Genomic DNA, 24591 nt, shown 5'->3' with positions numbered 1-24591 from the left:
GGCGCCCTGGATGGTGGCCCGTTGACGCCGGCAGCAGCGCCGAGAGCGTCGAGAACGGCCGTTCGATGTGCCCGAAGTGCCCGCAGTCCGGGATGGTCGTGGCCTCGAAATCCCCGAGGGCTGCGGCCAGTCGGAGGTCATCAGACGGAGCCACGAACACATCGTGGTCGCCATGCACCGAGCGTACCGGGCAGCTGATGCCGGGCCAGGCCGCGGCCGACGTGCCCCCGGCAGCGTGGGCGGCGGCGCGGGCGAAGGCGCGTGGCCGAGCCTCGTGGGCCAACGCGGCGACAATGCTGCGGTCGACGCGGGCGGCATGCCGGAAGAGCGGGGCAACCAGGAACCATAGCAGCTGAAGCCGGTCGAGGGCACGCACCAGTGCCCGCCCGGCGTTGTCGGCCAGCCCGAACACTCGCATCACCCCTAGCAGTGCGGTGAAGGCAGGCACTTGTCCGAACTGTGCCAGCGGATGCCGCACACTGTCGATCACCGAGAACGTCGTGGCGGAGACCAGCCCGACCGATTCGGTGGCCTCGGGCTGGCGGGCGGCCAACTCGAGGGCGACGAACCCTCCCAGGGAGTGGCCGAGGACGGTCCACCGCCGGTAGCCGAGGCTGCGCGCGACCTCGGCGACGGCATCCGCTATCGCCGGGGCTGTGAAGGAGGCGACGTCGGCGGGTGAGGGGCTGTCGCCCCAGCCGGGGAGGTCGGGGATGACGAGGTCGGCCAGTGCGTGGCTGAGTGAGCCGGCGGCACGTGTATCTGCGGCGCATGAGTGTGCGGCGCAGGCATCTGCGGCGGCCAGGAGTGGCGTCCAGGTGGTCCACGAGCCGGCGGCGCCATGCAGCAGGATCAGAGCCGCTCCGGTGCGCGTTCGTCGGCCGTGGCGCACGGTGAGGCTGCCGAGCATGGTGGGGACGATTGTCGTTGCGAGTCCGAATCGCACGGGATCGGCGCTGACCGGGAACGGGCAGTAGGGCTCTGGCGGACACAGAATGTTACTCGCGACTAGTGCTCTGGCGCTGGCGGCATGAAGCTCGGTGGTCATGTGGTTGGTTCGTCGCGGTGGCAGTCGCGGATTGCCCGCGGCGGACTCGTGCGGCGGGCACGTGCGGCGGGCACGTGCCCGCCGTGCGGCGCCGAGGTGCGGCGCCGGTGCGCCCACTGAGGTCGCCCCTGACGTGGCGGCCCTCCGCGATCGCGCCCGACGCGGTCCTCGCTGCACGCTGCGCCCGCCCGACGTCGCGGCCCCCGTTGAACGCTGTCCCCGCCCGCAGCGCCCACCTCACCGGGCCGATACGCGAAAACAGCAACCTAGCGCCGACGCTGCACGCTGCGCCCGCCCGCAGCGCCCACCTCACCGGGCCGATGCGAAAACCGCATGCTAGCGCCGACGCTGCACGCTGTCCCCGCCCGCAGCGCCCACCTCACCCCGCCGGTGCGCGAATACAGCACGCTCGCGCCCCAAACGGTGTGTTTCGTGATGTTTTGGCGCGGTTGAGCACGATCCCTGCTGTTTTCGCGCACGGCGGTCCCGGCCGCAACCGTGCGCGGCGGCGGCGGCAGCGGACTGGGGGTCCTGATCCGCGCTATACGGCAGCTGGGATGCGAGCAAGCTGTTCTGCCGCGCGCTCCAGCACATCCGCTTTCTTGCAAAATGCGAATCGCACGAGCGAGGCATACTCGCCGTGGTGCTCCGGTGCGCAAAACGCCGTGATCGGAACGGCGACCACCCCGGCCAGGTCCGGAAGCCGGCGACAGAATTCGGCACCGTCCGGGAAGCCGAGTGGCGCAGCATCCGCAACGATGAAATACGACCCCTGCGGACGGGTGATCGTGAACCCGGCCGCGGTCAGCCCATCGGCCAGAAGGTCGCGTTTGGCGCCGAGTTGCGCTGCGGCATCGTGGAAGAACGCGTCGGGCAGGCCCAGGCCCACGGCGATGGCCGGCTGGAACGGCGCACCGTTGACGTAGGTCAGGAACTGCTTCACTGCCAGGATCGCCGTGACAAGCGGCGCCGGTGCGGTGAGCCAGCCGATCTTCCAGCCGGTGGTGTTGAACGTCTTGCCACCGGACGAGATCGTGATTGTGCGTTCAGGGGCGCCGGGCAAGGTCGCGAGGGGGATGTGCGGCACGCCGAAGGTCAGGTGCTCGTACACCTCGTCGGTGACGATGAGCGCGTCGTGCCGGTGGGCCAGCTCAACGATGAGCTCCAGCGTGCGGCGGGAAAGTACGGTGCCGGTGGGATTGTGCGGGTTGTTGACCAGGATGATCCGGGTGCGGTCCGTGATGGCGGCGGCGAGGGCGTCGGCGTCGGGCTGGAAGTCAGGTGCGCGGAGGGCGACCGTGCGGTGGACGCCGCCGGCCATCGTGATCAGAGCACCGTATGCGTCGTAGAAGGGCTCGAAAGTCACGACCTCGTCACCGGGCTCCAGCAGGCCGAGCAGTGTGGCGGCCAGTGCCTCGGTTGCGCCGGCGGTTACCAGCACCTCGGTGGCTGGATCGACGGTCAGGTTGTAGAAACGTTGCTGGTGGGTGGCGATCGCAGTGAGCAGCACCGGCGCGCCGCGACCCGGTGGGTACTGGTTGATTCCGTCGCTGATTGCCTGTCGGGCGGCTTCGAGCACTTCGGGCGGGCCGTCCTCGTCGGGGAAGCCCTGCCCCAGGTTGATCGCGCCTGTCGTGCTGGCGAGTGCGCTCATCTCGGCGAAGATCGTGGCCGCGATGGTGCCGTCAGCCCTCAGTAGCCCCGCCCCGTGTGCTGCACGTTGCCAAGCACCGGGAATCGTCATCGTTCTACCTGCATGCCCTCCAAACTACGACATGACGCAGTCGCAGTCGCAGTCGCAGTCGCCGTCTCCCGTGGCCGGCTCCGGAAATCTTGGAGGGCGATGCCCCCTGCCCGTCAATAATGGTCGCGCCGGAGCCCGGCCGCCTACCTATCCTGCATTGTCCACCACCCGCGCCCCACAACTCCTGCAGAATCACGAACGGGCTGTGCACCTTCCGCGGAAACGCGCGGTTCTCAGTTTGTGCGCTCCAGATTCTGCAGGAGTTATGGCAGACGGGGCGCACTGACGAGCGGCGATACGGACATTTCACGGCTCAAACGTCCGCCCGACTGTGGATAACTCGCCCGCGGAAGCACAATTTGTTCTACTTTGGGCGCATGCGGAGTGCGAATGCTCGTTGGGCGGCGGCCGCCGCGGCCGCCGTGCTCACTGTGCTCGCGCTCACCAGCTGCCAATCCGCGCCGACGCCCGTTCCCACCTCGACTGGAACAGCAGATGCCCCGGTGTTCGCCTCCGACGAGGAGGCGCTCGCCGCGGCGACGGACGCTTATGGCGTCTACCTAAAGGCAAGTGATGACTCGTGGTCCGGAGAGGGGACCACTGAGGAGTTCCTCGCACTTTCAACCGGACAGGCCCACGAAGAGGACATCGCTGCCAACGATCTCTATAGCGACAACGGGTGGAGGAAAACCGGTCACACAAAATTTGATTCCATGAAGTTTCAGTCTTCGTCGATGAGAGCTGATGGCACGTGGGAAGTGCGCACCTATCTATGCCTCGATGTGAGCGAGACCGATGTAGTCGACTCGAGCGGGACTTCAGTCGCGCCCACTGACCGCCCAGTGCGATTGCCGTTGGAAGTCTCATTTGAGTTGCAACCCACCAAAATGCGCAATCTCCTCGTATCGGAGTCTCGAATATGGTCTGGCTCAAGTCCCTGCTGATTGGTGTGTGCGCTGCTGTACTCCTGGCGCCGGGAGTAGTAGAAGCTGCCATGGCTGATGATGGAGCATGTGCACCGCAGTCCGCAGTGGCCGGACTGTGCGACCCGCCACCGGCCAGCGGCGCGATCAACGACGGGGGTGTCGACCTCTCGGCGGGGTACGACGCGAATTCGGGCGGGGGCGGCCGGTCAAATGGCGGGACCAGCGATGGTCCGGGCGCCAGCAACGGCGACGGGCGGGTCGTGGTCGACGACAACGGCACAGCCGTGAACGACCCGAACAACCCGCTCGTCTTCGTGAGGGACGGCTTCACCGTCAACTGCACACCGGGCACCCCGTGCGACCCGAATCTGGTCGTGAGCATCAGCGACGTCGCGAGCTTCAAGCCTGCGGTCCCTAGCCAGGGGATGGAGCCGGACGGCTGGATGGTCGTCGGGCTGCCGACCAATTTCTATGCGGCAGCGTCCGTGCATGTCCGCTCCGGCTTGCTGCTTGGCTTCCCGGCCGATGTCCGCTTCACTCCGGCGGGGTACCGCTGGGACTACGGCGACGGCGACAGCCTCCACTCGCGCACCGGCGGCGCCACTTGGGCCGCCCAAAACCTCCCGGAATTCTCGGAGACCACAACGAGCCACACCTTCCGAGCCAGCGGCAGCCACACCATCGTTTTGGACGTGATCTTCACCGCGGAATACCGCTTCGCCGGCCAGCCGTGGCGAGGCATCCGCGGTACGCTGGCAGTACCGACGCAGCCATTGACCGCTGTGGCAGGGGACGCAAAAACCGTACTCGTTGAGCGCGAATGCACGCTCAATCCAAGCGGGCCGGGCTGCTGACCCGACCGGCACCTTCTCCACCAAGCAAGGTCACGGCTTCGCCATACACTGCTCTAAGCCTCGTCATATAAAACGTTCAGGTTGGAGCGCGAAGCTGGCTGCGCTTGGAAGGAGCACCTCATGACCGACAGCACTCAAACACCCGGCAACAACCCAGAGCCCAACGACGCCGCAGCCTTCGAGGTCAGCGCGTCGGGTGAGACGGCCGTTCCTGCCGAGCAGGCCCCATCCGTTCCGCCGGCGAGTGACGCCGACCCTGCTATTGACGGCTTAGCGGATGCGACCACTCCGGCCGCCGCACAGCCCGCGACCCCGGCGACAGCCCCAGAAACGACAACCGCCGCCGCGCAGCCCACCGCCGCGACCGCCGCTTCCGCGGTACATGCCCCTCACCTCAACGGCTCACACACCGGAGCCGCACCCACCGACGTTTCGCACACCGCGGCTTACCCGACCGACGCCTTCGGGCGCCCCTTGACCGAGAATCCCGGCTACGCGAATCCCGCATACGCCCCGAACACCGCGCCGCAGAGCTACGCCACCGACACCGGCCAGCAGCCGCGCCAGGCCAAGGACCCCGCCAAGCGCCGATCCACCGTCGCGCTCGTCGCCGCGCTCGCTATCGGCGCCCTGGTCGGCGGCGCATCGGGTGCCGGCGTGGTGGCTCTGGTCGACGCCAATTCGAACAACGGTGTGCCGGTCAGCCAGGCCCAGGGACCGTCGAACGTCGTCGTCAACAACAATGACAGCGTCAACAACATCACCGCCGTCGCAGCCAAGGCGTCCCCGAGCGTCGTCACCATCAACGTGTCGAGCGGCGACTCGGCCGGCACCGGCTCCGGCGTCATCCTCACCTCGGACGGCTACGTCCTCACGAACACCCACGTCGTCACCCTCGACGGCGCAGTGGCCGACGGCACCATCCAGGTCAAGGACAACAGCGGCAAGCTGTACGCGGCTAAAGTCGTCGGGACCGACCCGGTCTCCGACCTCGCTGTGATCAAGCTGACGGATGCCTCGGGCCTGACCGCGATCAACTGGGCCGATTCCAGCAAGCTCAATGTTGGAGACGCAACGATCGCCATCGGTGCGCCGCTGGGACTCTCCGGAACGGTGACGAACGGCATTGTCAGCGCCCTCAACCGCAGCATCACGGTCGCATCCTCCGCTGCTCCGACCACGCCGGACGAGACGACGCCCGACCAGAACAGCGGCCAGAGCCCGTTCGACTTCTGGAACTTCGACATCCCCGGCCAGGGCAACCAGTCCCAGGGACAGCAGTCGGCGCAGAGCAGCATCTCGCTCTCCGTGATCCAGACGGATGCCGCGATCAACCCCGGCAACTCCGGTGGCGCCCTGCTGAACAGCAAGGGCGAGCTGATCGGCGTCAACGTCGCGATCGCCAACGCCAGCAGCACCTCGTCAACGGCCGGCAACATCGGAGTCGGCTTCGCCCTCCCGTCGAACCTGGCCAAGCGCATCTCTGACGAGATCATCGCCGGCGGCAAGGCCACCCACGGCCTGCTCGGGGCGACCGTGGGCGACGCTGCGAGCACCGCCAACAGCACGACGGTCGGCGCTTTGATCAGTGACGTCAGCTCCGGTGGGGCAGCCCAAAAGGCGGGGCTGCAGAAGGGTGATGTCGTCACCAACTTCAACGGGGTTCCGATCACGGATGCGACGGACCTCACCGCCCAGGTCCGATCGCTGGCCGCAGGTGCCGACGCGAAGGTCACCTACGTGCGCGACGGAAAGTCGGTCACCGTGGACGTGACCCTCGGCGAGCTCTCCAGCTAGCCGGCGCCTCCTTCCACGCCCTGCGCCGCCGGTCATCGACCGGCGGCGCAGTCGCGCCAGCCCGCGCTCGGCCGAGCCCGTGCGCGCCGAGCCCAAATGTCTCGGCTGGTAGGCTCAATCGTCCTGCTCACCACACGGAAAGACGGCTCACAGGTGCAGAATCTCGGGGACGGATCGACCGGCGCCCTCTTCAGCACCAATGGCGTCTCCTACGTGATGCCCGTGCTGAACGAAGTCTCGCATGTGCGCGACGCGGTCGACAGCCTCCTGGCGCAGGACTACGACGGGCCGTTCGAGGTCACCCTCGCCCTCGGCCCGAGCATTGACGGAACCACAGAGCTGGTGGCCGAAATGTCGTCGGTCGACCCGCGCATCCGGGTGGTCGAAAACGAGATCGGGTCAACACCGGCCGGCCTCAACACGGCGATTCGCGCGTCCCGGTACCCGGTCATCATTCGTGTCGACGCCCACTCGGTGCTTCCTCCCGACTACGCGCGCATCGCCGTCGAGACGTTGGAGCGCACCGGTGCCGACAACGTCGGCGGCATCATGGACGCCCGGGGCACGACGCCGTTCGAGAAGGCGGTGGCCCGCGCCTACGGAACGCGGGTCGGGCTGGGCGGCACGCCGTTCCACGTCGGCGGCGCCGAGGGCGCGGCCGACACCGTGTATCTCGGCTGTTTCCGGCGGGAGAGCATCCTCCGGGTGGGCTTGTTCGACGAAACCATCAAGCGGGGCCAGGACTGGGAACTCAACCGTCGGCTGCGGGAGAACGGCGGAACCGTCTGGTTCACGCCGCGGTTGCGCGTGACCTATCGGCCACGCCCGAGCCTGTCCCGACTGGCCAGGCAGATGCTGTCCACCGGGCTCTGGCGCGGTGAACTGGCGCGTCGTTTCCCGGCCGCCAACGGCATCCGCTATTTCGTCCCACCGGTCATGGTCCTCGGCGTCTCGGTGGGGCTCCTGCTCGGGATTGCGGGCTTGGTTCAAGCCCTGCTCGGGGCGGCGCCGTGGCTCCTGGCCGGCCTCGTCGTTCCGGCGGTCTACGCGGTCTTCGTGATCCTGGCGACGATTGCTGTCTCGCGGCCCGACGGGTTACGTGGAGCGCTCTGGTTTCTCGTAGTCTTGCCGTGCATCCACTTTTGCTGGGGGATCGGGTTCGTCCTCGGCTACCTCAAGCTCACCAGCAATATCACCGCGCACACGGGAAGATGACTATGACGCAAGGCTCAGCGGCTCGGCCGTCGTCGATCGCGGAGCTTCGTGCAGTCGCCCAGCCGCCCGAGGTGCGCCTGCGGGACAACGCCGAGCACTGGACTGCGTCGCTGTACCTGCGGGACCTCTCGCCCTACGTCACCTGGATGCTGCTGAAGACTAACATCTCGGCGAACGGCGTCACCGGTTTGATGATCCTGGTCGGCTGGTCCACCGCCGCCGCCCTGCTCATTCCCGGCATCTGGGGGGCTCTCCTGGCGCTGGTCCTGGGTCAACTGCAAATGTTGGTCGACTGCTGTGACGGCGAGGTCGCCAGGTGGCGACGGACCTCCTCACCGGCCGGCGTGTTCCTGGACAAGGTCGGGCATTACTCCACCGAGGCCCTGATCCCGATCGCACTCGGCGTGCGCGCGGCCGCATACCCATTCCAGTCGCCGGCCGACTTCCTCTGGACGAGCCTGGCCCTGCTGCTGGCTCTGATCATCGTGCTGAACAAGGCGCTCAACGACATGGTGCACGTGGCCAGGGCGAACGCCGGGCTGACCAAGCTCGCTGACACGCACGGCGAGAAAGCGCCCACATCGAGTCTGCTGGCACGCATCCGACGGGTGGCGCGGTTCGTCCCGTTCCACCGCCTGTACCACTCGGTGGAGATGACCATCATCATCTTCGTGGCGGCCGTCGTGGGGCTGTTCTTCGGCCAGCCGCTCGTGGACCGGGTGTTGCTGACTGCTCTGGTCCCGCTGGCCTTACTGGCCCTGGTCGGGCATTTCGTCGCGATCATGGCGTCCAAGCGTGTCCGGTCCTGACGATATCGGGTCGCCGGATTCGGCCATCCCGACGATCGGTGTGGTGCTGCTCACGCAGGGGACACGTCCCGACGACCTGGACCGCGGCATCCGGAGCCTTCTGGCCCAGCAGGGGGTGACGCTGGACATCGTCTGCGTGGGCAACGGATGGCGCCCCACGGGTTTACCGCCGGAGGTGCGGTCGCTGGCCCTGCCGGTCAACCTCGGGATCCCGGCCGGCCGCAATCGCGGCGTGTCGCAGGTCGCCGGCGACTACCTGTTCTTCCTGGACGACGACGCGAGCATCCCCGACCCTCGGTTCCTGGCCACCGCGGTGCGGAAGCTCCGCGCCGATCCCTCGATCGGGCTGATCCAGCCGCGCGTCGTCGATCCCACCGGCGTCGCGTCGCCGCGGCGGTGGATCCCGCGGATCCGGAAGGGATCAGCGACTCATTCGGGCAATGTGTTCTCGGTCTGGGAGGGGGCGGTCATCCTGCCACGCCGCGTGTTCGACGCCACCGGCGGCTGGGCCGAGCCCTTCTTCTACGCCCATGAGGGGATCGAGCTGGCCTGGCGGGTCTGGGACCAGGGCCTTCGTGCCTGGTACGCCGGCGACCTGGTCGCCAACCATCCGGTGATCCTCCAGACCCGGCATGCCGACTACTACCGGCTGAACGCCCGCAACCGGGTCTGGCTGGCCCGTCGCAACCTGCCCGGAGTCTTCGTGCCGGTGTACGTGGGCGCGTGGACGGCGATCCAGGTGCTTCGCTGGGCGCGGAACCGGACCGCGCTGCGGGCTTGGTTCGGCGGGTGGCGAGAAGGCTGGCAGAGCGATCCGGGGGAGCGTCGGCCGTTGTCCGCCCGGACGGTGCTGCGGATGACCATGGCCGGACGCCCGCCGATCGTATAGCGGGCGCGCGTCTAACGATTCAGTACCGGAGAGACCCGTTCGGGGGGCATGCTGGGCGAACGCGGATTATCGATCGGTAGTCTGGATCAGTGGGAATTCGTAACGACGCCAGGCTGGGGCTCAAGTTCGTCAAAGACGTCGCGGCGTCCCGTAAGGCCAGGCGCGCGCTGAGCGGACGCCTGGCGTCCCGACCGCCGCTGCCGAAGCACCACTTCAAGATCGCGGTGTACTACGCGGACGGCGCCGTGAACCTCTACCAGATGCGGCAGTGGTACAAGCCGCTGGCGAAGCTCGCCGAGACCTGGCCGGTCCTGGTGCTCAGCCGTACCGGTGGCGGGTCACTCGGCCTGATCGACGAGTCCCCCCTCCCGGTGGCCCACGTGCGGAAGGTGACCGAGCTCGAGCAGGTCATCGCCGACCAGGACATCCGAATCGTCTTCTACGTCAACCAGAACGCCAAGAACTTCCAAATGATGCGCTACGGGCGGCGCTGGCACGTTTTCATCAACCACGGTGAAAGCGACAAGATGTACATGACGACGAACCAGTTCAAGGCGTACGACTATTCGTTCGTCGCGGGTGACGCAGCCCTGGTCAGGCTGAACAAGGTGCTCTGGGACTACGACTTCGGCAAGCGCGCCATCACGATCGGCCGCCCACAGGCTGACTACTACTCGGGCGACCTGCCCTTCACGCCCGACGGCCGCCAGGTCGTGCTCTACGCCCCCACCTGGGAGGGCGATCGTTCGGCGGCTGCCTACGGATCCGTGGCGACGCACGGGGTCGCCCTGGTGACCTCGCTGCTCGCGACCGGACGGCACCGGGTGATTTACCGGCCGCACCCCCGAAGCGGTGTGGTCGACCATTCGTACGGCGCAGCCAACAAGCAGATCATCGCCATGATCAACGGCGCCAACGGTCGCGACCCTGCCGCCCACCACGTGTACGACGCCGGGTCAGAACTGGGCTGGCAGCTCGCCGTGGCCGACGTGGCCATCGTCGACATTTCGGCCATGGTCTACGACCGGCTGGCGACGGGCAAGCCACTGATGGTGACCCGTCCCCTCAACCCGGCCGCCGAAATCGATACCGGTGGATACCTCTTCGACTGTGAGTGGTTGGACGCCGGCCGATCGGGCGACATTGTGGACGCCCTCGACGAGCTCACGCACGACGACGAGGCCGAGACGAGACTGCGGTCCTGGGTGGAGCGGTACTTCGGCGACACCACCCCCGGGGCGGCCACCGCCCGGTTTCACGCCGCCGTTGCGCACCTGATGGACGAATGGGACATCCACGCTGCGCTTCACGCTGACGACGAGGACGTCGAGGAGGCCGGCTTCGACGGCCTCACGCCCCTGGCATCCGGTGAAATCGCCGAAGAAATCGCCACCGAAGTCATGGGCGGCACCGAGGGCGAACGCGAAGGCTAGCGCTCCGGCTCGCCCGTCGAGTCGTGCAGTGCTTCGATCGACGGTTGTTCCTCGGGAGGCTTCCGACGGCCACCGCGTCGGAGCGCCGGGGGAACAGCCCGGGGAAGAGCCTTCCTGGCGCTGTAGACCATGCCGCTGACGCGGCGTCCCGTCGCTTCGCGCACAGTGTAATCGTGCACGCGCGGGTCGAGCCCCGACCGGTAGGACGCGGGCGCCTGCCCGAAGGCCAGGCGCGATGAATGCACGACCTTGTTGCCCAGGATGCGGTTGCCTGCGCCGCCGATGACCGCTCCGATGCCGAACGGGACCGCCTTACCGATGATGCTCGCACCGCCCTTGGTGGCGAACTGCCTGATGAAGAGGCCCTTCAAGCGGTCGGTCAAGGGGCCCATGATCGCACGGGGAATGTTGTTCGTGACCAGTTCACCCCAATATGCGGTGCGGGCGACCCCTTCGCCGGAGAACTGGTTGGCCAATTGACGGACCAGGTCCGATCCTTCACGACCCAGCATCATGGTCATCACCAGAGCGCGAGCACGGTCAGGATCCTCGATCGCGATGCCGTGGACCTCGCTCACCGATTGGGCGTACAGGGCCGTCGCCTCAAGGAAACCAGCTGTCTCGATTCCGGAGAGGGCCAGCGTGATGCCTGTTCCGACGCCGGGGATGACGGCGGTGGCCCCGACCGCGGCGCCGCCCGTGGTCACCATCGCGAGATAGCGGCGCTCGAGGATGCGAATCAGCTCTGCCGGGCTCGCCTCGGGGTGGCGCTGACGGATGCTCCGAATATGCGCGAGGACCGCTGGCCGCTGGATCGCCATCACGCGGTCGAATCCCTTGACGACGCCGGAGGGAAGCGCGCCGCTTTGCGGCGTGCCGCCGGTGGTCGAAATGATCGGCTTGGTTTTCCTGGCCATGGCTCGAGTTTACGGTGAGTTGTCCAACCCGTGGCGCGACCCCGACGCCACCCTCGACTTTCGCCAGGAGCAGGCGGAACGCGCCCCGTCGACGTCGAGCTGAGAAGCCCGCGCGACATCGCTCAGGCCGACTTGACCCCATAGTCGGCGTTGTACTGGGCAAGGACATCCGTTATCGGACCGTCGAGCACCAGCGCGCCCTTGTCCAGGTACAGGCCCCGCGCGCAGAAGCGGCGGAGGTCGCGCTCATTGTGTGAGACGAAGAACAACGTGCGGCCGCCGGCGAGCAACTCCTCGATGCGTTGGTAACACTTCTCCCGGAATGCCTTATCGCCGACGGCCAACACCTCGTCGACCAGGATGATCGGCTCTTCCAGCCGGGAGATCACGGCGAACGCGATGCGCACCTTCATCCCGCTGGAGAGGTGTTTGTACGGGGTGTCGATGAAGTCGCCGATCTCCGCGAAGTCGATGATGTCGTCGAACCGGGATTCAATCTGCTTCTTGGTCATCCCGTGCAGCCCGGCCGTCAGGAATACGTTGTCGCGCACGCTGAGGTCGTCGACGAAGCCTCCCGTGATCTCGATCAGGGGCGCCACGCCCTCGAGCACCTGCACGCGGCCCTCGTCGGGGAGCACGACTCCGGTCACGAGTTTCAGCAGCGTCGACTTGCCTTGGCCATTCCGTCCGACCACGCCGATCGCTTCGCCGCGTTGCACCGTGAAGGAGACGTTCCGCAACGCCCAGAACTCGCCCGGTCGGCTTCGCCGTTTGTTGCCCGCGAACAGGTCTTTGAAGGTGCGCCTGCCGCGCCGGTTCCTGCGAAAGCGGATGCCGACATCCGTCAGCGTGATGACCGGGTGCGCCACTAGATCTCCTTCAGCACGGCGTGCTCGGTGCGGGAGAAGACGAGGATGCCGAGTGCCAGGAACGCCACCGAGATCGCAGCGCCCACCCCGACGACGAACCAGTCGAGTTGCTCGGGGAAGAACGCCGAGCGATACAGGCTGAATATTCCGCTCAGCGGGTTGAACGCGGCCCAGAAGTGAAGCTGGGCCGGAAGGTCGGTTGTGCCGTAGATGATGGGGGAGGCGTAGAAGAGGAAGCGCAGAACCAGCTTGGCCGCGCGCTCGAGGTCTCGGAAGAAGACGACAAGCGGTGCCACGATCAGGCCGATTCCCGCGGTGAGCACCGCCTGGATCAGGATCGCCAGGGGGAAGAAGACGACATTCGGTGTGACCTGGGCGCCGAAGATGACCGCGAACAATACCAGGACCGGTAGTGACGCCAGGAACTCGATCCCCTTGGAGAGCACGAGTCGGTTGACCCAGATCGTGCGCGGAATCCGGGTGGACCGCATCAGCTTGGCCTCGCGAAGGAACGCGCGTGTGCTGTCGGAGATCGCGCCGTTGAACCACATCCACGGCAGGAGCGCCGAAAGGAGGAAGACGATGTACGGCACGTCGCCGACGGTGCGCTGGAAGACCTGGGTGAAGACGAACCAGTAGATGCCCGCCATCACCAGCGGGTCGAGGATCGACCAGAAGTAGCCGAGCAGCGACGTGGAGTAACGCACCCGTAGGTCACGTTGGGTGAGCAGCCATAGGGAATGACGGTAACGCGCGAATGGGGTGCGCTGTCCAGGGCGCACTTCGGCGTAACTACTCACAAGCACTATCGTAGGTGAGCGCTCCGCGCGACCCTGACCGGGTCAGCGCGAGCCGCCTCACACGTAGAGGTTCGCGCGCACCAGGTCCTCAGCGAAGTCGACCTCCACCGCGTACAGGTCGGAGATGTCGACCGGTTCGACCAGGAGGCGGTTCTTCTCGATTGCCAGCTCGATGCCGCGCTCGAAGTAGTCCTGGTCGCCGACCTTGGTGAGGTGGTGGAGCAGTACCGCTTTGTCGGCACTCGAAATGTAGTTGATGCCGACGGCCTCGCCCAGCCCGCCCTTGACGGTCTTGGAGAGTTCCTTGATGTAGCCCTCGGCGCTGGTCGTGTACTTGACCTCTTCGTCGGACACCTTGGACGTGTTGACGGTCACGAACGACTGGTCGCGGGCGATCATCGCGGCGGCGCGGTCGAGCACGGTCGGGTCGAAGACCACGTCACCGTTCATCCACAGCACTCCGCCGGGAGCGGATGCCTGCAGCGCGCGCATCAGGCTCTTGGAAGTGTTCGTCTGGTCGTACTGTTCGTTGTAGACGAACGAAGCCTGCGGGAATGCTTCGATGATGTGCTCGAGCTTGTAACCGACTACGATTGTCACCTTCGCGTTCTTCCCGAACGCGTGCTCGATGTTGTCGAATTGCTGTCCCATTATGGTTCGGCCATCGTTCAACTCGGTCAGCGGCTTCGGCAGCGAGCGGCCAAGCCGGCTCCCCATGCCAGCGGCAAGAATGACTACCTGGGTGGTCACGATTATCTCCTCAATAAAGGTCTGGGTACGTCACGACGGCTACTTTCTAATCTGAAAGTTTGCGTTCGGTTCACCCATAAGTTCACGTTTAGACACACCGTTATGCCACTCTCACCATACCGTGGCCCCCGATTTGGGGAAAGGGCGGGTAGACAGCGTGTCCATTTCGTGACCCGTTGTTGGGCTGATTCACAGGATGTGCCAATGCAGGACGGCTCGAACCAGCGATGTCGGACGGTCCTTGGTAGGTTAGCGGAGTGACTTCCGTGCCCCCCGACTCCGAGCCAGAAAAGCCTGTCATCGCTGCCCGCGATACGGCTGTTCCGCCCGCAAACGAGGGCCAGGGTGCCAGCGGGCAGTCAACGGATGCCGCCGCCGGCGAAGCGACGCCCAAGCCGGCCCGCAAGACGCCGACACGCAAACCCGCCGGCTCGGCCGCCCAGAGCGCCGCAGCGCGCAGCACGAAGAAGCCCGCACCCCGCAAACCTGCCGCTCGAAAGCCTGCCGGAACCGCGGCTGCCGCCTCCGGTCAGGCGGATGCCGTCGCACCAGCTGGCGTAGTCGCAACACCGGGTGACGTGAAATCTTCGCCGACCGCTGCGGCGAGTACTGCACCGACAACGAGCCCGCCGGCGGCTTCGCCGGGCACGTCTGATCCCGCACAATCAACGACCGCGGACTCGGCTACCGCGAACTCAACGACCGCGAATTCAACTATCGCGAACGCAACGACTGCAAGGTCATCGGGCGCGAAGTCCGCGCACCCCGCACCTGCCAAAGCGGCGCGGCCGGCTGCCGCGAAGTCAACTGCCGCTCGATCGACCGCCGCGAAGTCCACGGCTGCCAAGACAGCGGCCGCCAAGACCGCCGCCGCGGCCAAGACCGGTGCCGCCCGGTCGACCGCCGCACAGGCGGCCGCTGCCCGTACCCGTGCCGCGAAGGTGGCCGAGCTGGAAGCTGCCCAGCGGGCCGCGGAACAGGTAGCCGCCGAGCAGCGCGCCGCGGAGCTGGAAGCGGCCCAGCGTGCCGCCGAGGAGCGTGCCGCCGAGGAGAGCGCTGCCGCCACAAAGCGTGCCGCCGAGGAGAGCGCTGCCGCCACAAAGCGTGCCGCCGCCGAGCGTGCCGCGGAGGAGCATGCTGCCGCCGAGGAGAGTGCTGCTGCCGCCGCTGCCGCCGAGCGTGCCGCTGCCGACGAGGCAGCCGCTGATCGGGCTTCCGCCGATAAGGTAGCGGATCGCGCTTCCGGCGACGACGAGACGACAGGCCACGCCGCAGACCTCAGGTCGCTGTCCCGTGCCGTGGCGACGGCCGCAGCATTGACAGGGTCGGCGGGGACCACCGTCGCTGAATCACCGGCCCCGGTGCTCTCGCCGGAGCCGCTCGCGAAGTCCAGGCCGCCGGCGCGTTCGCTGAGGCCGGCGGGAAAACGTACGCCGCGGGCAACCCGGCAGACCGCAGCGGCTCCGGATCCCACGGCTCCCGTCGTGCTCTCGGTGTCGAACCTCGTCAAGCGCTTCGGTCAGAACGTGGCAGTGTCGGGCATCGACCTCGAGGTGCGCGCCGGTTCGTTCTTCGGCATCGTCGGACCGAACGGGGCCGGGAAGACCACGACCCTGTCGATGATCACCGGCTTACTGCGGCCGGATGCCGGCACCGTTCATGTGCACGGCATCGATGTGTGGGCCAAACCGGTCGATGCCAAACGCATCATCGGGGTGCTGCCTGATCGTCTTCGCCTCTTCGACCGGCTCACGGGCGCGCAGCTGCTCTACTACTCCGGAACCCTGCGCGGCCTGGACGCCGAGACGGTGCGCATCCGTTCAGCCGACCTCGCCGCAGCCTTCGGGCTGGAAGACGCGCTGAACCGGCTGGTCGCCGACTACTCGGCCGGGATGACCAAGAAGATCGCCCTCGCCTGCGCAATGATCCACAGCCCGCGCGTCCTGGTGCTCGACGAGCCATTCGAGTCAGTCGACCCGGTGTCGGCGGTGAACGTGACCGAGATCCTGCAGAAGTACGTCGCGAGCGGCGGGACGGTTTTGCTCTCCAGCCACGGGATGGACATGATCCAGCGGGTCTGCGACCACGTCGCGATCATCGTGCAGGGCGCCGTACTGGCCTCCGGCACCGTCGACGAAGTCCGCGGCGAGAAGTCCCTCGAGGAACGATTCGTCGAACTGGCCGGCGGACGCAAGATGGCGGAAGGCATGGAATGGTTGCACAGTTTCTCGGACTGAAACTCCGGCTTCTGATCAACCTGTTCCGGCGCAGCCCGTGGCAGGTTGTCGGCATTTCGATCGGTCTCCTGTACGGGCTCGCCATTGCGTCGGGGTTCGTGGCCGTCCTGGTGGCCCTGCGTTACGTCGACGACGTCGCCCTGATCAGGAACGGGATGGTCGTGGCCGGTTCAGCCGTTGTCCTCGGCTTCCTGCTTGTACCGCTCGTCTTCGGGGTCGACGACAGCATGGACCCGCGCAAGTTCGCGGTTCTCGGCATCCCGACCCGGCAACTCTCGCTCGGCCTCGCGGTGTCGGCGCTGATCGGCGTTCCTGCGATTGCCCTCACACTGGTCTTGCTCGGCACGGTGTTCACCTGGTCGCGGGGGATTCCGGTGACAATTTTGGCGGTCGTGGCCGGGGCGCTCCTCTTGGCCACGTGCACCCTGGCGTCACGGGTGACCACCTCGATCGCCGCTTTCCTGTTGTCGACCCGCCGGTCCCGCGAGTTCACCGGCTTGATCGGCATCCTGCTGCTGGTGATGATCTCGCCGGTGGTGGTTCTGCTGCTCACAGTCGACTGGGCCCGGTACGGGCTCGACCTCCTCTCCGGGCTCGCCGGCACCCTGAGCTGGACACCGCTCGGTGCGGCCTGGGCGATACCGGGCGATGCCGCAACGGGCGAGTGGGGCGCCGCCCTCCTGAAGCTGTTGATCTCGATCGCGACAGTTGCGGTGCTCTGGTACGCCTGGCGGGGACTGGTCGCGAAGATGCTCGTGACACCCGGCCGGGAGGCGCATCTCAAGCAGTACGGCGGCCTCGGTTGGTTCGACCGGATGCCGCGCACGCCGATCGGCGCGATCGCCGCCCGCAGCATCACCTACTGGGGCCGCGATTCGCGGTACTGGGTCTCGCTGATCATGATCCCGATCGTCCCCGTGATCGCCATCGTTCCACTCGCCGTCGCCGGCGTGCCCCTCAACTATCTGGCGTTACTGCCGGTGCCCCTGATGTGCGTGTTCCTGGGCTGGACGATGCACAACGACGTGGCCTACGACAACACGGCGATTTGGCTGCATGTGGTGTCAGGCACCCGCGGCGTTGCAGACCGCATCGGCCGGCTGGTTCCGGCCTTGATCGCCGGGATCGTCGTCATCGGGCTGGGGTCCGCCGTCAGCATCTATTTCTACGGCGACTGGGCCGCATTGCCGGCAATGCTGGGTGTCAGCACGTGCATCCTGCTTTCCGGGCTCGGCTTCTCCAGCTACACCTCGGCGCGTTTCCCGTACCCCGCCACTAAGCCCGGGGACAGTCCCTTCGCGCAGCCGCAGGCGTCGGATACGGCGTCGGCGCTGATCCAGTCCCTCAGCTTCACCGGGTCGATCATCCTGTCGCTGCCTGCGATCGCCTGCGCGTTGCTGGGCACCTTCGTGGACCCGCTGTGGAACATGCCTGCCCTGTTCGCCGGGATCGGCGTGGGGTTGGTCGCCGTGATCGGCGGAATCTGGCTGGGTTCGCGCACGTTCGAGCGGCGCGGTCCCGAAATGCTCGCGTCCGCACTTCGCGCCTGACTCCGGCAGCTTCCGCATTTGCGGCGGAAGCTATTTAGACTGGACGTATGACTGACGACTTCCGTGCGAGCATCGCAGACCCAGGCCAGCCGGGCGGCGGTACCTCAACGCTCGACCGTGAACTCGAGGAACTCCTGAACCAGGAGCAGATCGAACCGGGCGACCACGAGCGCTTCTCCCACTATGTTCCGAAGGATAAGATCCTCGAGTCCGCCATCACCGGTAAGCCGGTCCGCGCTTTGTGCGGCAAGAAGTGGCTTCCGGGCCGCGACCCGGAGAAGTTCCCGGTCTGCCCGACCTGCAAGGCCATCTACGAGAAGATGAAGGCCGAGTAGCTCCTAGCGGAACACGGTCGGGATGACGGCGTCACCCCGACCGAGACGGAAGGCCTGGATCGGCAGTTCCGCCATGACGGATGCGTGGTGCTCGCGAGCGCGGCGCGTTCCGTCCGCGCCGAGGTACTGTTCGTCGATCACGCCGTTGGTGATCAACGGCACTAACAGGGGGCGTTCCTTCACCGCCTCAGCGTCGGTTTCCGGCTCACCGCCTGGCCCGTCGCCCAGGACAACGACCTCCTGGCGCGCGATTCCGTGTGCGTCGAGGCTCCGGAATGCGTTCTTGCGGCCGCCGACAGAGGCCTTCGAGGCCGAAGTCTTAGCCACGGACACCCAATCGCCGGCATTGTCGTGGTGGGCGACCAGTTTGTAGACCATTCCGGCGGCCGGCGAACCGGATCCGGTGACCACCGATGTGCCGACCCCGAACGAGTCGACCGGTGACCCGGACAGGGCGGCGATCGAGTATTCATCGAGGTCGCTGGTGACGGTGATGCGAGTGTTCACCGCGCCGAGGGAGTCGAGTTGGGCCCGTGCCGCGGCGACGACGGTTGGCAGGTCGCCGGAGTCGATGCGGATGGCGCCGAGCTGGGGGCCGGCCACCGCGACGGCCAGTTCGATGCCCCGCTCGATGTCGTAGGTGTCGACGAGGAGCGTGGTATCCGCTCCGGACGCGGCAATTTGGGCACGGAAGGCGTCTTCCTCACTGTCGTGGAGGAGGGTGAACGAATGGGCCGCCGTGCCCATGGTGGGGATTCCCCAGGCACGTCCGGCTTCGAGGTTGCTGGTGGCGGCGAATCCGGCGATGTAGGCTGCCCGGGCAGCGGCGACGGCGGCGTATTCACTGGTGCGGCGGGAGCCCATCTCCGCGATCGGGCGACCGAGGCCGACCGACACCATCCGGGCGGCCGCGCTGGCCACCGAGGTGTCGTAGTTCAGCACGCTGAGCACCAGCGTTTCCAGTACCACTCCCTCGGCGAAGGTCGCGTCCACCACCAGCAACGGTGAACCCGGGAAATACACCTCGCCCTCCCGATACCCCCAGATATTCCCGGAGAAGGAATAGTCGGCGAGCCAGTCGAGCGTGGGTTGTCGCACAACAGCGTTGTCCTTCAACCAGGTGAGTTCGGCATCCGTGAACCGGAACTGGCGGATGAGTTCGAGCAGGCGGCCGGCCCCGGCGAGGACGCCGTAGCGGCGGCCGGCGGGAAGCCGGCGGGCAAATGCCTCGAACATGCATTCGCGATCGGCGGTGCCGCTTTGGATGGCGGCGTCGACCATGGTGAGCTCGTAGCGGTCGGTGCGGAATGCTGAGGATTCGGTCACGCGGAAAGCCTATCCGCCCGCGCGACTAAGCTTGCTCGGGTGACGGATGCACCGATTGGAATCTTCGACTCCGGCGTCGGTGGTCTCACCGTTGCCCGGGCGGTCAGGGACCAGCTGCCGGGGGAGTCGATCCTCTACATCGGCGACACGGCGCACTCGCCGTACGGGCCGAAGAAGATCGCCGACGTGCGCGGCTACGCCCTCGACGTGCTCGACGACCTGGTCGCACAGGGCGTTAAGATGCTCGTCATCGCCTGCAACACAGCCTCTGCCGCCATGCTCCGAGACGCCCGCGAGCGTTACAGCGTTCCGGTGATCGAGGTCATCCAGCCCGCCGTTCGACGGGCTGTGGGAACTACGCGCAACAACCGGGTCGGAGTGATCGGCACCGTCGGCACGATCAACTCGCGGGCCTATGAAGACGCCTTCGCCGCGGCGACAAACCTGCAGTTGTTCACCCGCGCATGCCCGCGGTTCGTAGAGTTCGTCGAAGCCGGTGTGACCACCGGGGATGAGGTGCTGAGAGTCGCCGAGGAGTACTTGGCGCCGCTCCGCGACGCTGGCGTGGACACCCTGGTGCTCGGCTGCACCCACTACCCCTTCCTGAAAGGCGTCATCTCCTACGTGATGGGGGATGCCGTCACACTGGTTTCCAGCGACACCGAAACCGCCAATGACGTCTACCGGGTGTTGGTGAGCCAAAACCTGCTTCGGCAGTCCGCCAGCCCGCCCGTTCACCGCTACGAGGCCACCGGCGACAGTGCCGATGAGTTCCTGCAGCTGGCCCACCGCCTGATCGGCCCTGAGGTGAATCGGGTCGACCTCGTCGAAACAGGATCGATCAGCCTCGCCGCGCTCGGCGCCCACCGTCTTCCTTCGACCCGCCCCATCATTCCGACCACTCGCTAGGAGTACCAGTGACCGACATTCTGCGTTCAGACGGCCGCACCAACGACGAACTCCGTCCGATCACCATCGAGCGCGGCTGGAGCGCGCAGGCCGAAGGGTCTGCGCTCATCTCGTTCGGCCGCACCAAGGTGCTCTGCACCGCCTCGTTCACCAACGGTGTTCCTCGCTGGATGTCCGGCAAGGGCAAGGGCTGGGTCACGGCCGAGTACTCGATGCTGCCTCGCTCCACGAACGAGCGGATGGACCGGGAATCGGTGAAGGGTCGCATCGGCGGGCGTACGCACGAGATCAGCCGGCTGATCGGCCGGAGCCTCCGCGCGGTCGTCGACATGAAGGCACTCGGCGAGAACACCGTCGTGATCGACTGCGACGTGCTGCAGGCTGATGGCGGGACCCGTACCGCGGCGATCACCGGCGCCTATGTCGCGCTGGCCGATGCGCTGACGTGGGGCAAGGACAAGAAATTCATCGGGCAGAAAGCGCAACCCCTCATCGACAGCGTGGCCGCGGTATCCGTTGGAATCGTCGGCGGGGTACCTATGCTCGATCTGGCATACGTCGAAGACGTGCGAGCCGAGACCGACATGAACGTCGTGGTCACGGGCCGCGGCTCGTTCGTCGAAGTGCAGGGAACCGCGGAAGGGGCGCCGTTCAACCGGGGCGAACTGGACTCGCTCCTCGACCTCGCCCTGGGCGGCGCCGTGACGCTCACCGAGTTCCAGCGCGCGGCCCTGGGCCACTAGCGATGCCGGCCCAATCGCGCAGGCAGGTGGTGCTCGCCACGCACAACCCGCACAAGGTGCTTGAGTTGCGGCAGATCCTGGAGCCGCGGCTTCCCGGTATCGACGTGATCGCCTACGACGGGCCCGAACCCGTCGAGGACGGCGTGAGCTTCGCGGAGAACGCACTGATCAAGGCGCGAGCCGCCGCCGCACACACCGGACTGCCAGCCATCGCCGATGACTCGGGAATCTGCGTCGACATCCTCGGTGGCTCGCCGGGCATCTTCTCAGCCCGCTGGGCGGGGCCGGCAAAGGACCCGGGTGACAACCTGCGGCTGCTGCTCTGGCAGTTGAGCGACGTGCGCGATGAGGACAGGCGGGCGCACTTCACGTGTGTTGCCGCGCTTGCGTTTCCAGATGGCCGGGAGCGGCATGTCACCGGCATCTGGCCGGGACGCATGCTGCGTGCGGCGGCGGGGGGCGGTGGTTTCGGCTATGACCCGATCTTCCAGCCCGACGGGCACGAGACGTCGGCGGCTGCGCTCACCGACGACGAGAAGAATGGGGTGAGTCATCGGGCGCGTGCCTTCGACCAGTTGATTCCGGTGCTCGCGGAGACGCTGGGCGAGGTTCGCTGACGGACATCGTCGGACCGGCGCCGTTGCTGAGAATGGCATTCATTCCCATCAGCTGAGCCCGGTAGCGGGCCTGCGACGACCGCCGTACCGTTGACTCATGGGGCATGATCACGCTGCGCAGCAAGCGAATCGAACGCGGCTGACCGTCGCGATCGGCATCGTCGCGTGCGTGCTCGTCGTCGAGGTGATCGGTGCGTGGCTGACCGGCTCCCTGGCCCTGCTGGCCGATGCCGGCCACATGTTCTCAGACCTGGCCGGGCTGCTCATCGCCCTGGCTGCGACTGTCGTCGCCGCCCGGCCGGCCACCGACCGGCAGACCTTCGGCTTCCAACGGGCCGAGGTGTTCGGAGCGCTGATCAACGGTCTGATCCTGTTGGCGGTAGCCGTTTCCGTAGTGATCGGTGCGGCCTTGCGGCTGCTCACCGGCCAGGCCGGTGAGGTGCAGGGTGGACCGATGCTGGTGGTCGCGGTGATCGGTCTGGTCGCCAACGTCGCAGCACTCCTGCTCTTGCGGCCGGCGGCCGGGTCCTCCATCAATATGCGCGGCGCCTATCTCGAGGTGCTCGGTGACGCGCTCGGCTCTGTGGCGGTCATTGTGGCGGCCGTGCTCGTCCTGGCGACGGGCTTCACCCAGGCGGATGCCATTGCGTCGCTCCTGATCGCGGCAATGATCGCGCCGCGTGCCTTCATGCTGCTCCGCGACGCGGTGCGGGTTTTGAGCGAGTCGGTGCCCGTGGACACGGACGTCGCCCAGATCCGGGACCACATCCTCGGAACTACAGGTGTCGTGGCAGTTCACGACGTGCACGTGTGGGCCATCACGTCCGGAGCGCATGTCTTCTCAGCCCACGTCGTTGTCGAACCCGGAGTGCTCAATTCCGGTGGCGCTGGTCGCCTGCTCGATGAGCTCTCGGATTGCCTGTCCCACCACTTCGACGTGGCTCACTCCACGTTCCAGCTTGAACCGGCCGGGCATGCCGCCCACGAGGACCAGTCGCACCGGTAGGACCGGGTGGGTCCCTGTGGACTGCCCGCGTCGCGGTGCCGTCCTAGTGTCCTGGCTTGGCCTCGTGGCGCCCGTCGCGGTGCGCCTTGAACGCTTCGGGATCGAGAACCAGGCCCGCGGTGTCGACCGAGCTGGCACGTGCCGCGCGCTTCGCCTTCATCGACGACTGCACGTAGTGGAAGATCGTGGGGATCAAGGTGACCAGGACGGCACCGATCAGGATCAGGTCGATATAGGACTTCACGAAGTCGGCGACCGACGGGATGAGGTTCAGCAAGTGGCCGAAATAGGTCAGGCCAGCGCCCCAGATCAGCGCCCCGATGAGGTTGTACAGCGAGTACTTGCGGTAGTCCATATGCCCGACTCCGGCCGCAACCGGTGCGAAGGTGCGGACGATCGGAATGAAGCGGGCGATAATGACGGCCAGGCCGCCGAAGCGGGTGAAGAAGGCGTTGGTGCGGCGGACGTTCTCGACGCTGAAAATCCCGGATTCCTTGCGCTCGAACACGCGCGGCCCGAGCTTGTGCCCGATCAGATAACCCACTTCACCGCCGAGGAAGGCCGCGAAGCCGATGGCCAGGCATACCCACCAGATGTCGATGTTGATCAGGGTGCCCGTGACCAGGCCGGTGATGACCAAGAGGGTGTCGCCAGGAAGGAGGAAACCGATGAGGAGTCCCGTCTCTGCGAAGACGATTGCGCACACCAGCACCAGCGCCCATGGTCCGGCTGAGTTGATGAGGACCTCGGGGTCGAGCCACGGGATAAGGGAGGTGTGAATCACTGAAAATCTCCAGTCGGGTGCGGTCAATTCGGCCACGCGGTGGGGATCGCTAGCACTAGCTATGAGGTTACTGGGTGAATCCGAAAGATACCCGTGGGGTTAACCCCCCGATTCGGCCGGTTCTGCAACGGCATCCGGTGTCGACCGACGTGACTCGCGCCGGTCGAGTAGCCACGCCCGGATGCCGAAGATGATCGACAGGACGATGAAGAAGCCTGCGATCACGTAGGCGGCGCTCTTGACGCCTGGAATCGAGGCAGCGTAGTAGCCGGTGAGGGTGATTCCGACGCCCCAGGCGAGGGCGCCGACCACGTTGCTGCTGAGGAAGCGGTAGTAGTTCATTCGACCGACACCGGCGATGACCGGAACGAACACCCGGGCCCACGGCATGAACCGAGCGATCACGACTGACCACCAGCCGAATGTGCGGTAGAACGACTCCGTTTTCGCGATGGCGGCCTGGGTTCTCCGGCCACCGTGGCGGTCGAGGTAGCCGCGGCCGTAGCGACGGCCCAACAGGAAGCCGACTTGGTCGCCGAGGAACGCGGCGACCCCTGTCCCGACGACCAGCACCACGATGTTGAGGTTCTGCGACGAGGCGGCGACCAGGCCGGAGGCGAAGAGCAGGGAGTCGCCGGTGATGAAGGGGATGAAGACGCCCAGCAGCAGCGCGGTGCCGGCGAAAACGAGTCCCCAGATCAGCAGGTAGAACAGAACGACGCCCACGTTCGAGAGCGTGTCATCGAGCTGGTCGTTGAGGGCGGACAGGCGAAGCATGGGCACCATTCACGAGAGGAGTGAGGCAAGCCTAACCTGTCGGGCTGCGCGCGTCACTCGGGATGTTGCTGTCACTCGGGATGTGGCTCTGGTCGACGTGCTGGGCGGCTTGCGGTGGGGTTGTGGTGGGTTATTGGATGCGGCCGCCGCGGCGGGGGGTTCTGGTGATGTCGATGCTGGCTGGGGGGATGAACCAGGGGATGTTGTCGATGATTTTGATGTCCCAGCCTTCGCTGTGGAGGAGGTGGTGGTGGGG

The 24591-nt window shown here is 66.6% G+C and carries 21 protein-coding genes and 1 pseudogene; 13 read left to right on the top strand and 9 right to left on the bottom strand.

Features of this window, described 5'->3' with window-relative positions; translation table 11 throughout:
• Window positions 1-67: 67 nt before the first annotated feature.
• Window positions 68-910: pseudogene (locus AB4Y94_RS15415) on the bottom strand (alpha/beta fold hydrolase); the annotation flags it as partial.
• Window positions 911-1589: 679 nt separating this feature from the next.
• Window positions 1590-2792 (bottom strand): pyridoxal phosphate-dependent aminotransferase, encoded by a 1203-nt coding sequence (locus AB4Y94_RS15410; RefSeq protein WP_441728832.1) that lies wholly within the window; start codon window positions 2790-2792, stop codon window positions 1590-1592.
• A gap of 994 nt (window positions 2793-3786) precedes the next feature.
• On the opposite strand from AB4Y94_RS15410, the gene AB4Y94_RS15405 reads away from it, so the two are divergent.
• The 6 genes from AB4Y94_RS15405 (at window position 3787) to AB4Y94_RS15380 (ending at window position 10715) form a co-directional block, all read left to right on the top strand.
• Window positions 3787-4572 carry a PKD domain-containing protein gene (locus AB4Y94_RS15405; protein ID WP_441728831.1) on the top strand — a complete coding sequence of 262 codons (786 nt, stop codon included), beginning with the start codon at window positions 3787-3789 and terminating at the stop codon, window positions 4570-4572.
• Window positions 4573-4692: 120 nt separating this feature from the next.
• Window positions 4693-6369, top strand: coding sequence for a S1C family serine protease (locus tag AB4Y94_RS15400; RefSeq protein ID WP_441728829.1), 1677 nt, complete (start codon window positions 4693-4695; stop codon window positions 6367-6369).
• 216 nt (window positions 6370-6585) lie between these two features.
• Window positions 6586-7584 (top strand): glycosyltransferase family 2 protein, encoded by a 999-nt coding sequence (locus tag AB4Y94_RS15395; RefSeq protein ID WP_441728892.1) that lies wholly within the window; start codon window positions 6586-6588, stop codon window positions 7582-7584.
• A gap of 2 nt (window positions 7585-7586) precedes the next feature.
• The gene (locus tag AB4Y94_RS15390; protein WP_441728827.1) at window positions 7587-8393 is read left to right on the top strand and encodes a CDP-alcohol phosphatidyltransferase family protein; all 807 of its coding nucleotides are present in this window, start codon (window positions 7587-7589) and stop codon (window positions 8391-8393) included.
• On the top strand, window positions 8380-9282 hold the full coding sequence (locus AB4Y94_RS15385; RefSeq protein WP_441728825.1) for a glycosyltransferase family 2 protein: 903 nt from the start codon (window positions 8380-8382) through the stop codon (window positions 9280-9282). The genes AB4Y94_RS15390 and AB4Y94_RS15385 overlap by 14 nt, the downstream gene beginning before the upstream one ends.
• Before the next feature lie 89 nt (window positions 9283-9371).
• Window positions 9372-10715, top strand: a complete 1344-nt coding sequence (locus AB4Y94_RS15380) for a CDP-glycerol glycerophosphotransferase family protein (protein ID WP_441728823.1) — start codon at window positions 9372-9374, stop codon at window positions 10713-10715.
• Here the strand turns inward: AB4Y94_RS15380 and AB4Y94_RS15375 are convergent.
• The 4 genes from AB4Y94_RS15375 to AB4Y94_RS15360 all read right to left on the bottom strand — a co-directional run bounded on the left by AB4Y94_RS15375 (window position 10712) and on the right by AB4Y94_RS15360 (window position 14051).
• Window positions 10712-11632 carry a hypothetical protein gene (locus AB4Y94_RS15375; RefSeq protein WP_441728822.1) on the bottom strand — a complete coding sequence of 307 codons (921 nt, stop codon included), beginning with the start codon at window positions 11630-11632 and terminating at the stop codon, window positions 10712-10714. The genes AB4Y94_RS15380 and AB4Y94_RS15375 overlap by 4 nt on opposite strands.
• Before the next feature lie 122 nt (window positions 11633-11754).
• A complete protein-coding gene (locus tag AB4Y94_RS15370; RefSeq protein WP_441728821.1) occupies window positions 11755-12501 on the bottom strand; it encodes an ABC transporter ATP-binding protein in 747 nt (248 codons plus the stop codon).
• Window positions 12501-13283, bottom strand: coding sequence for an ABC transporter permease (locus AB4Y94_RS15365; protein ID WP_441728891.1), 783 nt, complete (start codon window positions 13281-13283; stop codon window positions 12501-12503). The genes AB4Y94_RS15370 and AB4Y94_RS15365 overlap by 1 nt, the downstream gene beginning before the upstream one ends.
• Before the next feature lie 75 nt (window positions 13284-13358).
• Window positions 13359-14051 (bottom strand): NTP transferase domain-containing protein, encoded by a 693-nt coding sequence (locus AB4Y94_RS15360; protein WP_441728820.1) that lies wholly within the window; start codon window positions 14049-14051, stop codon window positions 13359-13361.
• Window positions 14052-15460: 1409 nt separating this feature from the next.
• Here AB4Y94_RS15360 and AB4Y94_RS15355 point away from each other — a divergent pair.
• The 3 genes from AB4Y94_RS15355 to AB4Y94_RS15345 are packed head-to-tail and all read left to right on the top strand — an operon-like array spanning window position 15461 to window position 18173.
• Window positions 15461-16288: an ABC transporter ATP-binding protein gene (locus AB4Y94_RS15355; protein ID WP_441728889.1), complete on the top strand. Its 828-nt coding sequence runs from the start codon at window positions 15461-15463 to the stop codon at window positions 16286-16288.
• Window positions 16264-17838, top strand: a complete 1575-nt coding sequence (locus tag AB4Y94_RS15350) for a hypothetical protein (protein WP_441728819.1) — start codon at window positions 16264-16266, stop codon at window positions 17836-17838. The genes AB4Y94_RS15355 and AB4Y94_RS15350 overlap by 25 nt, the downstream gene beginning before the upstream one ends.
• 47 nt (window positions 17839-17885) lie before the next feature.
• Complete coding sequence (locus tag AB4Y94_RS15345; protein WP_441728818.1) at window positions 17886-18173, top strand: DUF3039 domain-containing protein; 288 nt, start codon at window positions 17886-17888, stop codon at window positions 18171-18173.
• A 3-nt stretch (window positions 18174-18176) separates the two neighbouring features.
• Here AB4Y94_RS15345 and AB4Y94_RS15340 read toward each other — a convergent pair whose 3' ends face one another.
• Entirely contained in the window at window positions 18177-19499 is a 1323-nt protein-coding gene (locus AB4Y94_RS15340) for a nicotinate phosphoribosyltransferase (protein WP_441728817.1), read from the bottom strand.
• Window positions 19500-19538: 39 nt separating this feature from the next.
• Between AB4Y94_RS15340 and murI the strand changes: the two genes are divergently transcribed.
• The 4 genes from murI to AB4Y94_RS15320 all read left to right on the top strand — a co-directional run bounded on the left by murI (window position 19539) and on the right by AB4Y94_RS15320 (window position 22774).
• The gene (gene murI / locus AB4Y94_RS15335; protein ID WP_441728816.1) at window positions 19539-20408 is read left to right on the top strand and encodes a glutamate racemase; all 870 of its coding nucleotides are present in this window, start codon (window positions 19539-19541) and stop codon (window positions 20406-20408) included.
• Between the two features lie 8 nt (window positions 20409-20416).
• Complete coding sequence (gene rph, locus AB4Y94_RS15330) at window positions 20417-21151, top strand: ribonuclease PH (RefSeq protein ID WP_441728815.1); 735 nt, start codon at window positions 20417-20419, stop codon at window positions 21149-21151.
• Between the two features lie 2 nt (window positions 21152-21153).
• Window positions 21154-21768 carry an RdgB/HAM1 family non-canonical purine NTP pyrophosphatase gene (gene rdgB, locus AB4Y94_RS15325; RefSeq protein ID WP_441728814.1) on the top strand — a complete coding sequence of 205 codons (615 nt, stop codon included), beginning with the start codon at window positions 21154-21156 and terminating at the stop codon, window positions 21766-21768.
• Window positions 21769-21865: 97 nt separating this feature from the next.
• Entirely contained in the window at window positions 21866-22774 is a 909-nt protein-coding gene (locus tag AB4Y94_RS15320; protein WP_441728813.1) for a cation diffusion facilitator family transporter, read from the top strand.
• Between the two features lie 43 nt (window positions 22775-22817).
• Here the strand turns inward: AB4Y94_RS15320 and AB4Y94_RS15315 are convergent, their stop codons facing one another.
• Together AB4Y94_RS15315 and AB4Y94_RS15310 are read right to left on the bottom strand one after the other, a co-directional pair.
• The gene (locus AB4Y94_RS15315; RefSeq protein ID WP_441728888.1) at window positions 22818-23555 is read right to left on the bottom strand and encodes a DedA family protein; all 738 of its coding nucleotides are present in this window, start codon (window positions 23553-23555) and stop codon (window positions 22818-22820) included.
• Between the two features lie 102 nt (window positions 23556-23657).
• Complete coding sequence (locus AB4Y94_RS15310) at window positions 23658-24335, bottom strand: DedA family protein (RefSeq protein ID WP_441728811.1); 678 nt, start codon at window positions 24333-24335, stop codon at window positions 23658-23660.
• Window positions 24336-24591: the final 256 nt, after the last annotated feature.

It is taken from the genome of Glaciibacter sp. 2TAF33 (assembly GCF_052114945.1).
Classification (GTDB): Bacteria; Actinomycetota; Actinomycetes; order Actinomycetales; family Microbacteriaceae; genus Cryobacterium.
This window is presented reverse-complemented; position numbering and strand designations above follow the sequence as displayed.

Bases quoted from the DNA above. Each gene is read 5' to 3' on its own strand.
- AB4Y94_RS15405 (WP_441728831.1), top strand. From the start codon at position 3,787: ATGGCTGATGATGGAGCATGTGCACCGCAGTCCGCAGTGGCCGGACTG.
- AB4Y94_RS15395 (WP_441728892.1), top strand. From the start codon at position 6,586: ATGCCCGTGCTGAACGAAGTCTCGCATGTGCGCGACGCGGTCGACAGC.
- AB4Y94_RS15345 (WP_441728818.1), top strand. From the start codon at position 17,886: ATGACTGACGACTTCCGTGCGAGCATCGCAGACCCAGGCCAGCCGGGC.
- AB4Y94_RS15350 (WP_441728819.1), top strand. From the start codon at position 16,264: ATGGTTGCACAGTTTCTCGGACTGAAACTCCGGCTTCTGATCAACCTG.
- AB4Y94_RS15320 (WP_441728813.1), top strand. From the start codon at position 21,866: ATGGGGCATGATCACGCTGCGCAGCAAGCGAATCGAACGCGGCTGACC.
- AB4Y94_RS15400 (WP_441728829.1), top strand. From the start codon at position 4,693: ATGACCGACAGCACTCAAACACCCGGCAACAACCCAGAGCCCAACGAC.
- AB4Y94_RS15375 (WP_441728822.1), bottom strand. From the start codon at position 11,632: ATGGCCAGGAAAACCAAGCCGATCATTTCGACCACCGGCGGCACGCCG.
- rdgB (WP_441728814.1), top strand. From the start codon at position 21,154: ATGCCGGCCCAATCGCGCAGGCAGGTGGTGCTCGCCACGCACAACCCG.
- AB4Y94_RS15310 (WP_441728811.1), bottom strand. From the start codon at position 24,335: ATGCTTCGCCTGTCCGCCCTCAACGACCAGCTCGATGACACGCTCTCG.
- AB4Y94_RS15390 (WP_441728827.1), top strand. From the start codon at position 7,587: ATGACGCAAGGCTCAGCGGCTCGGCCGTCGTCGATCGCGGAGCTTCGT.
- AB4Y94_RS15410 (WP_441728832.1), bottom strand. From the start codon at position 2,792: ATGACGATTCCCGGTGCTTGGCAACGTGCAGCACACGGGGCGGGGCTA.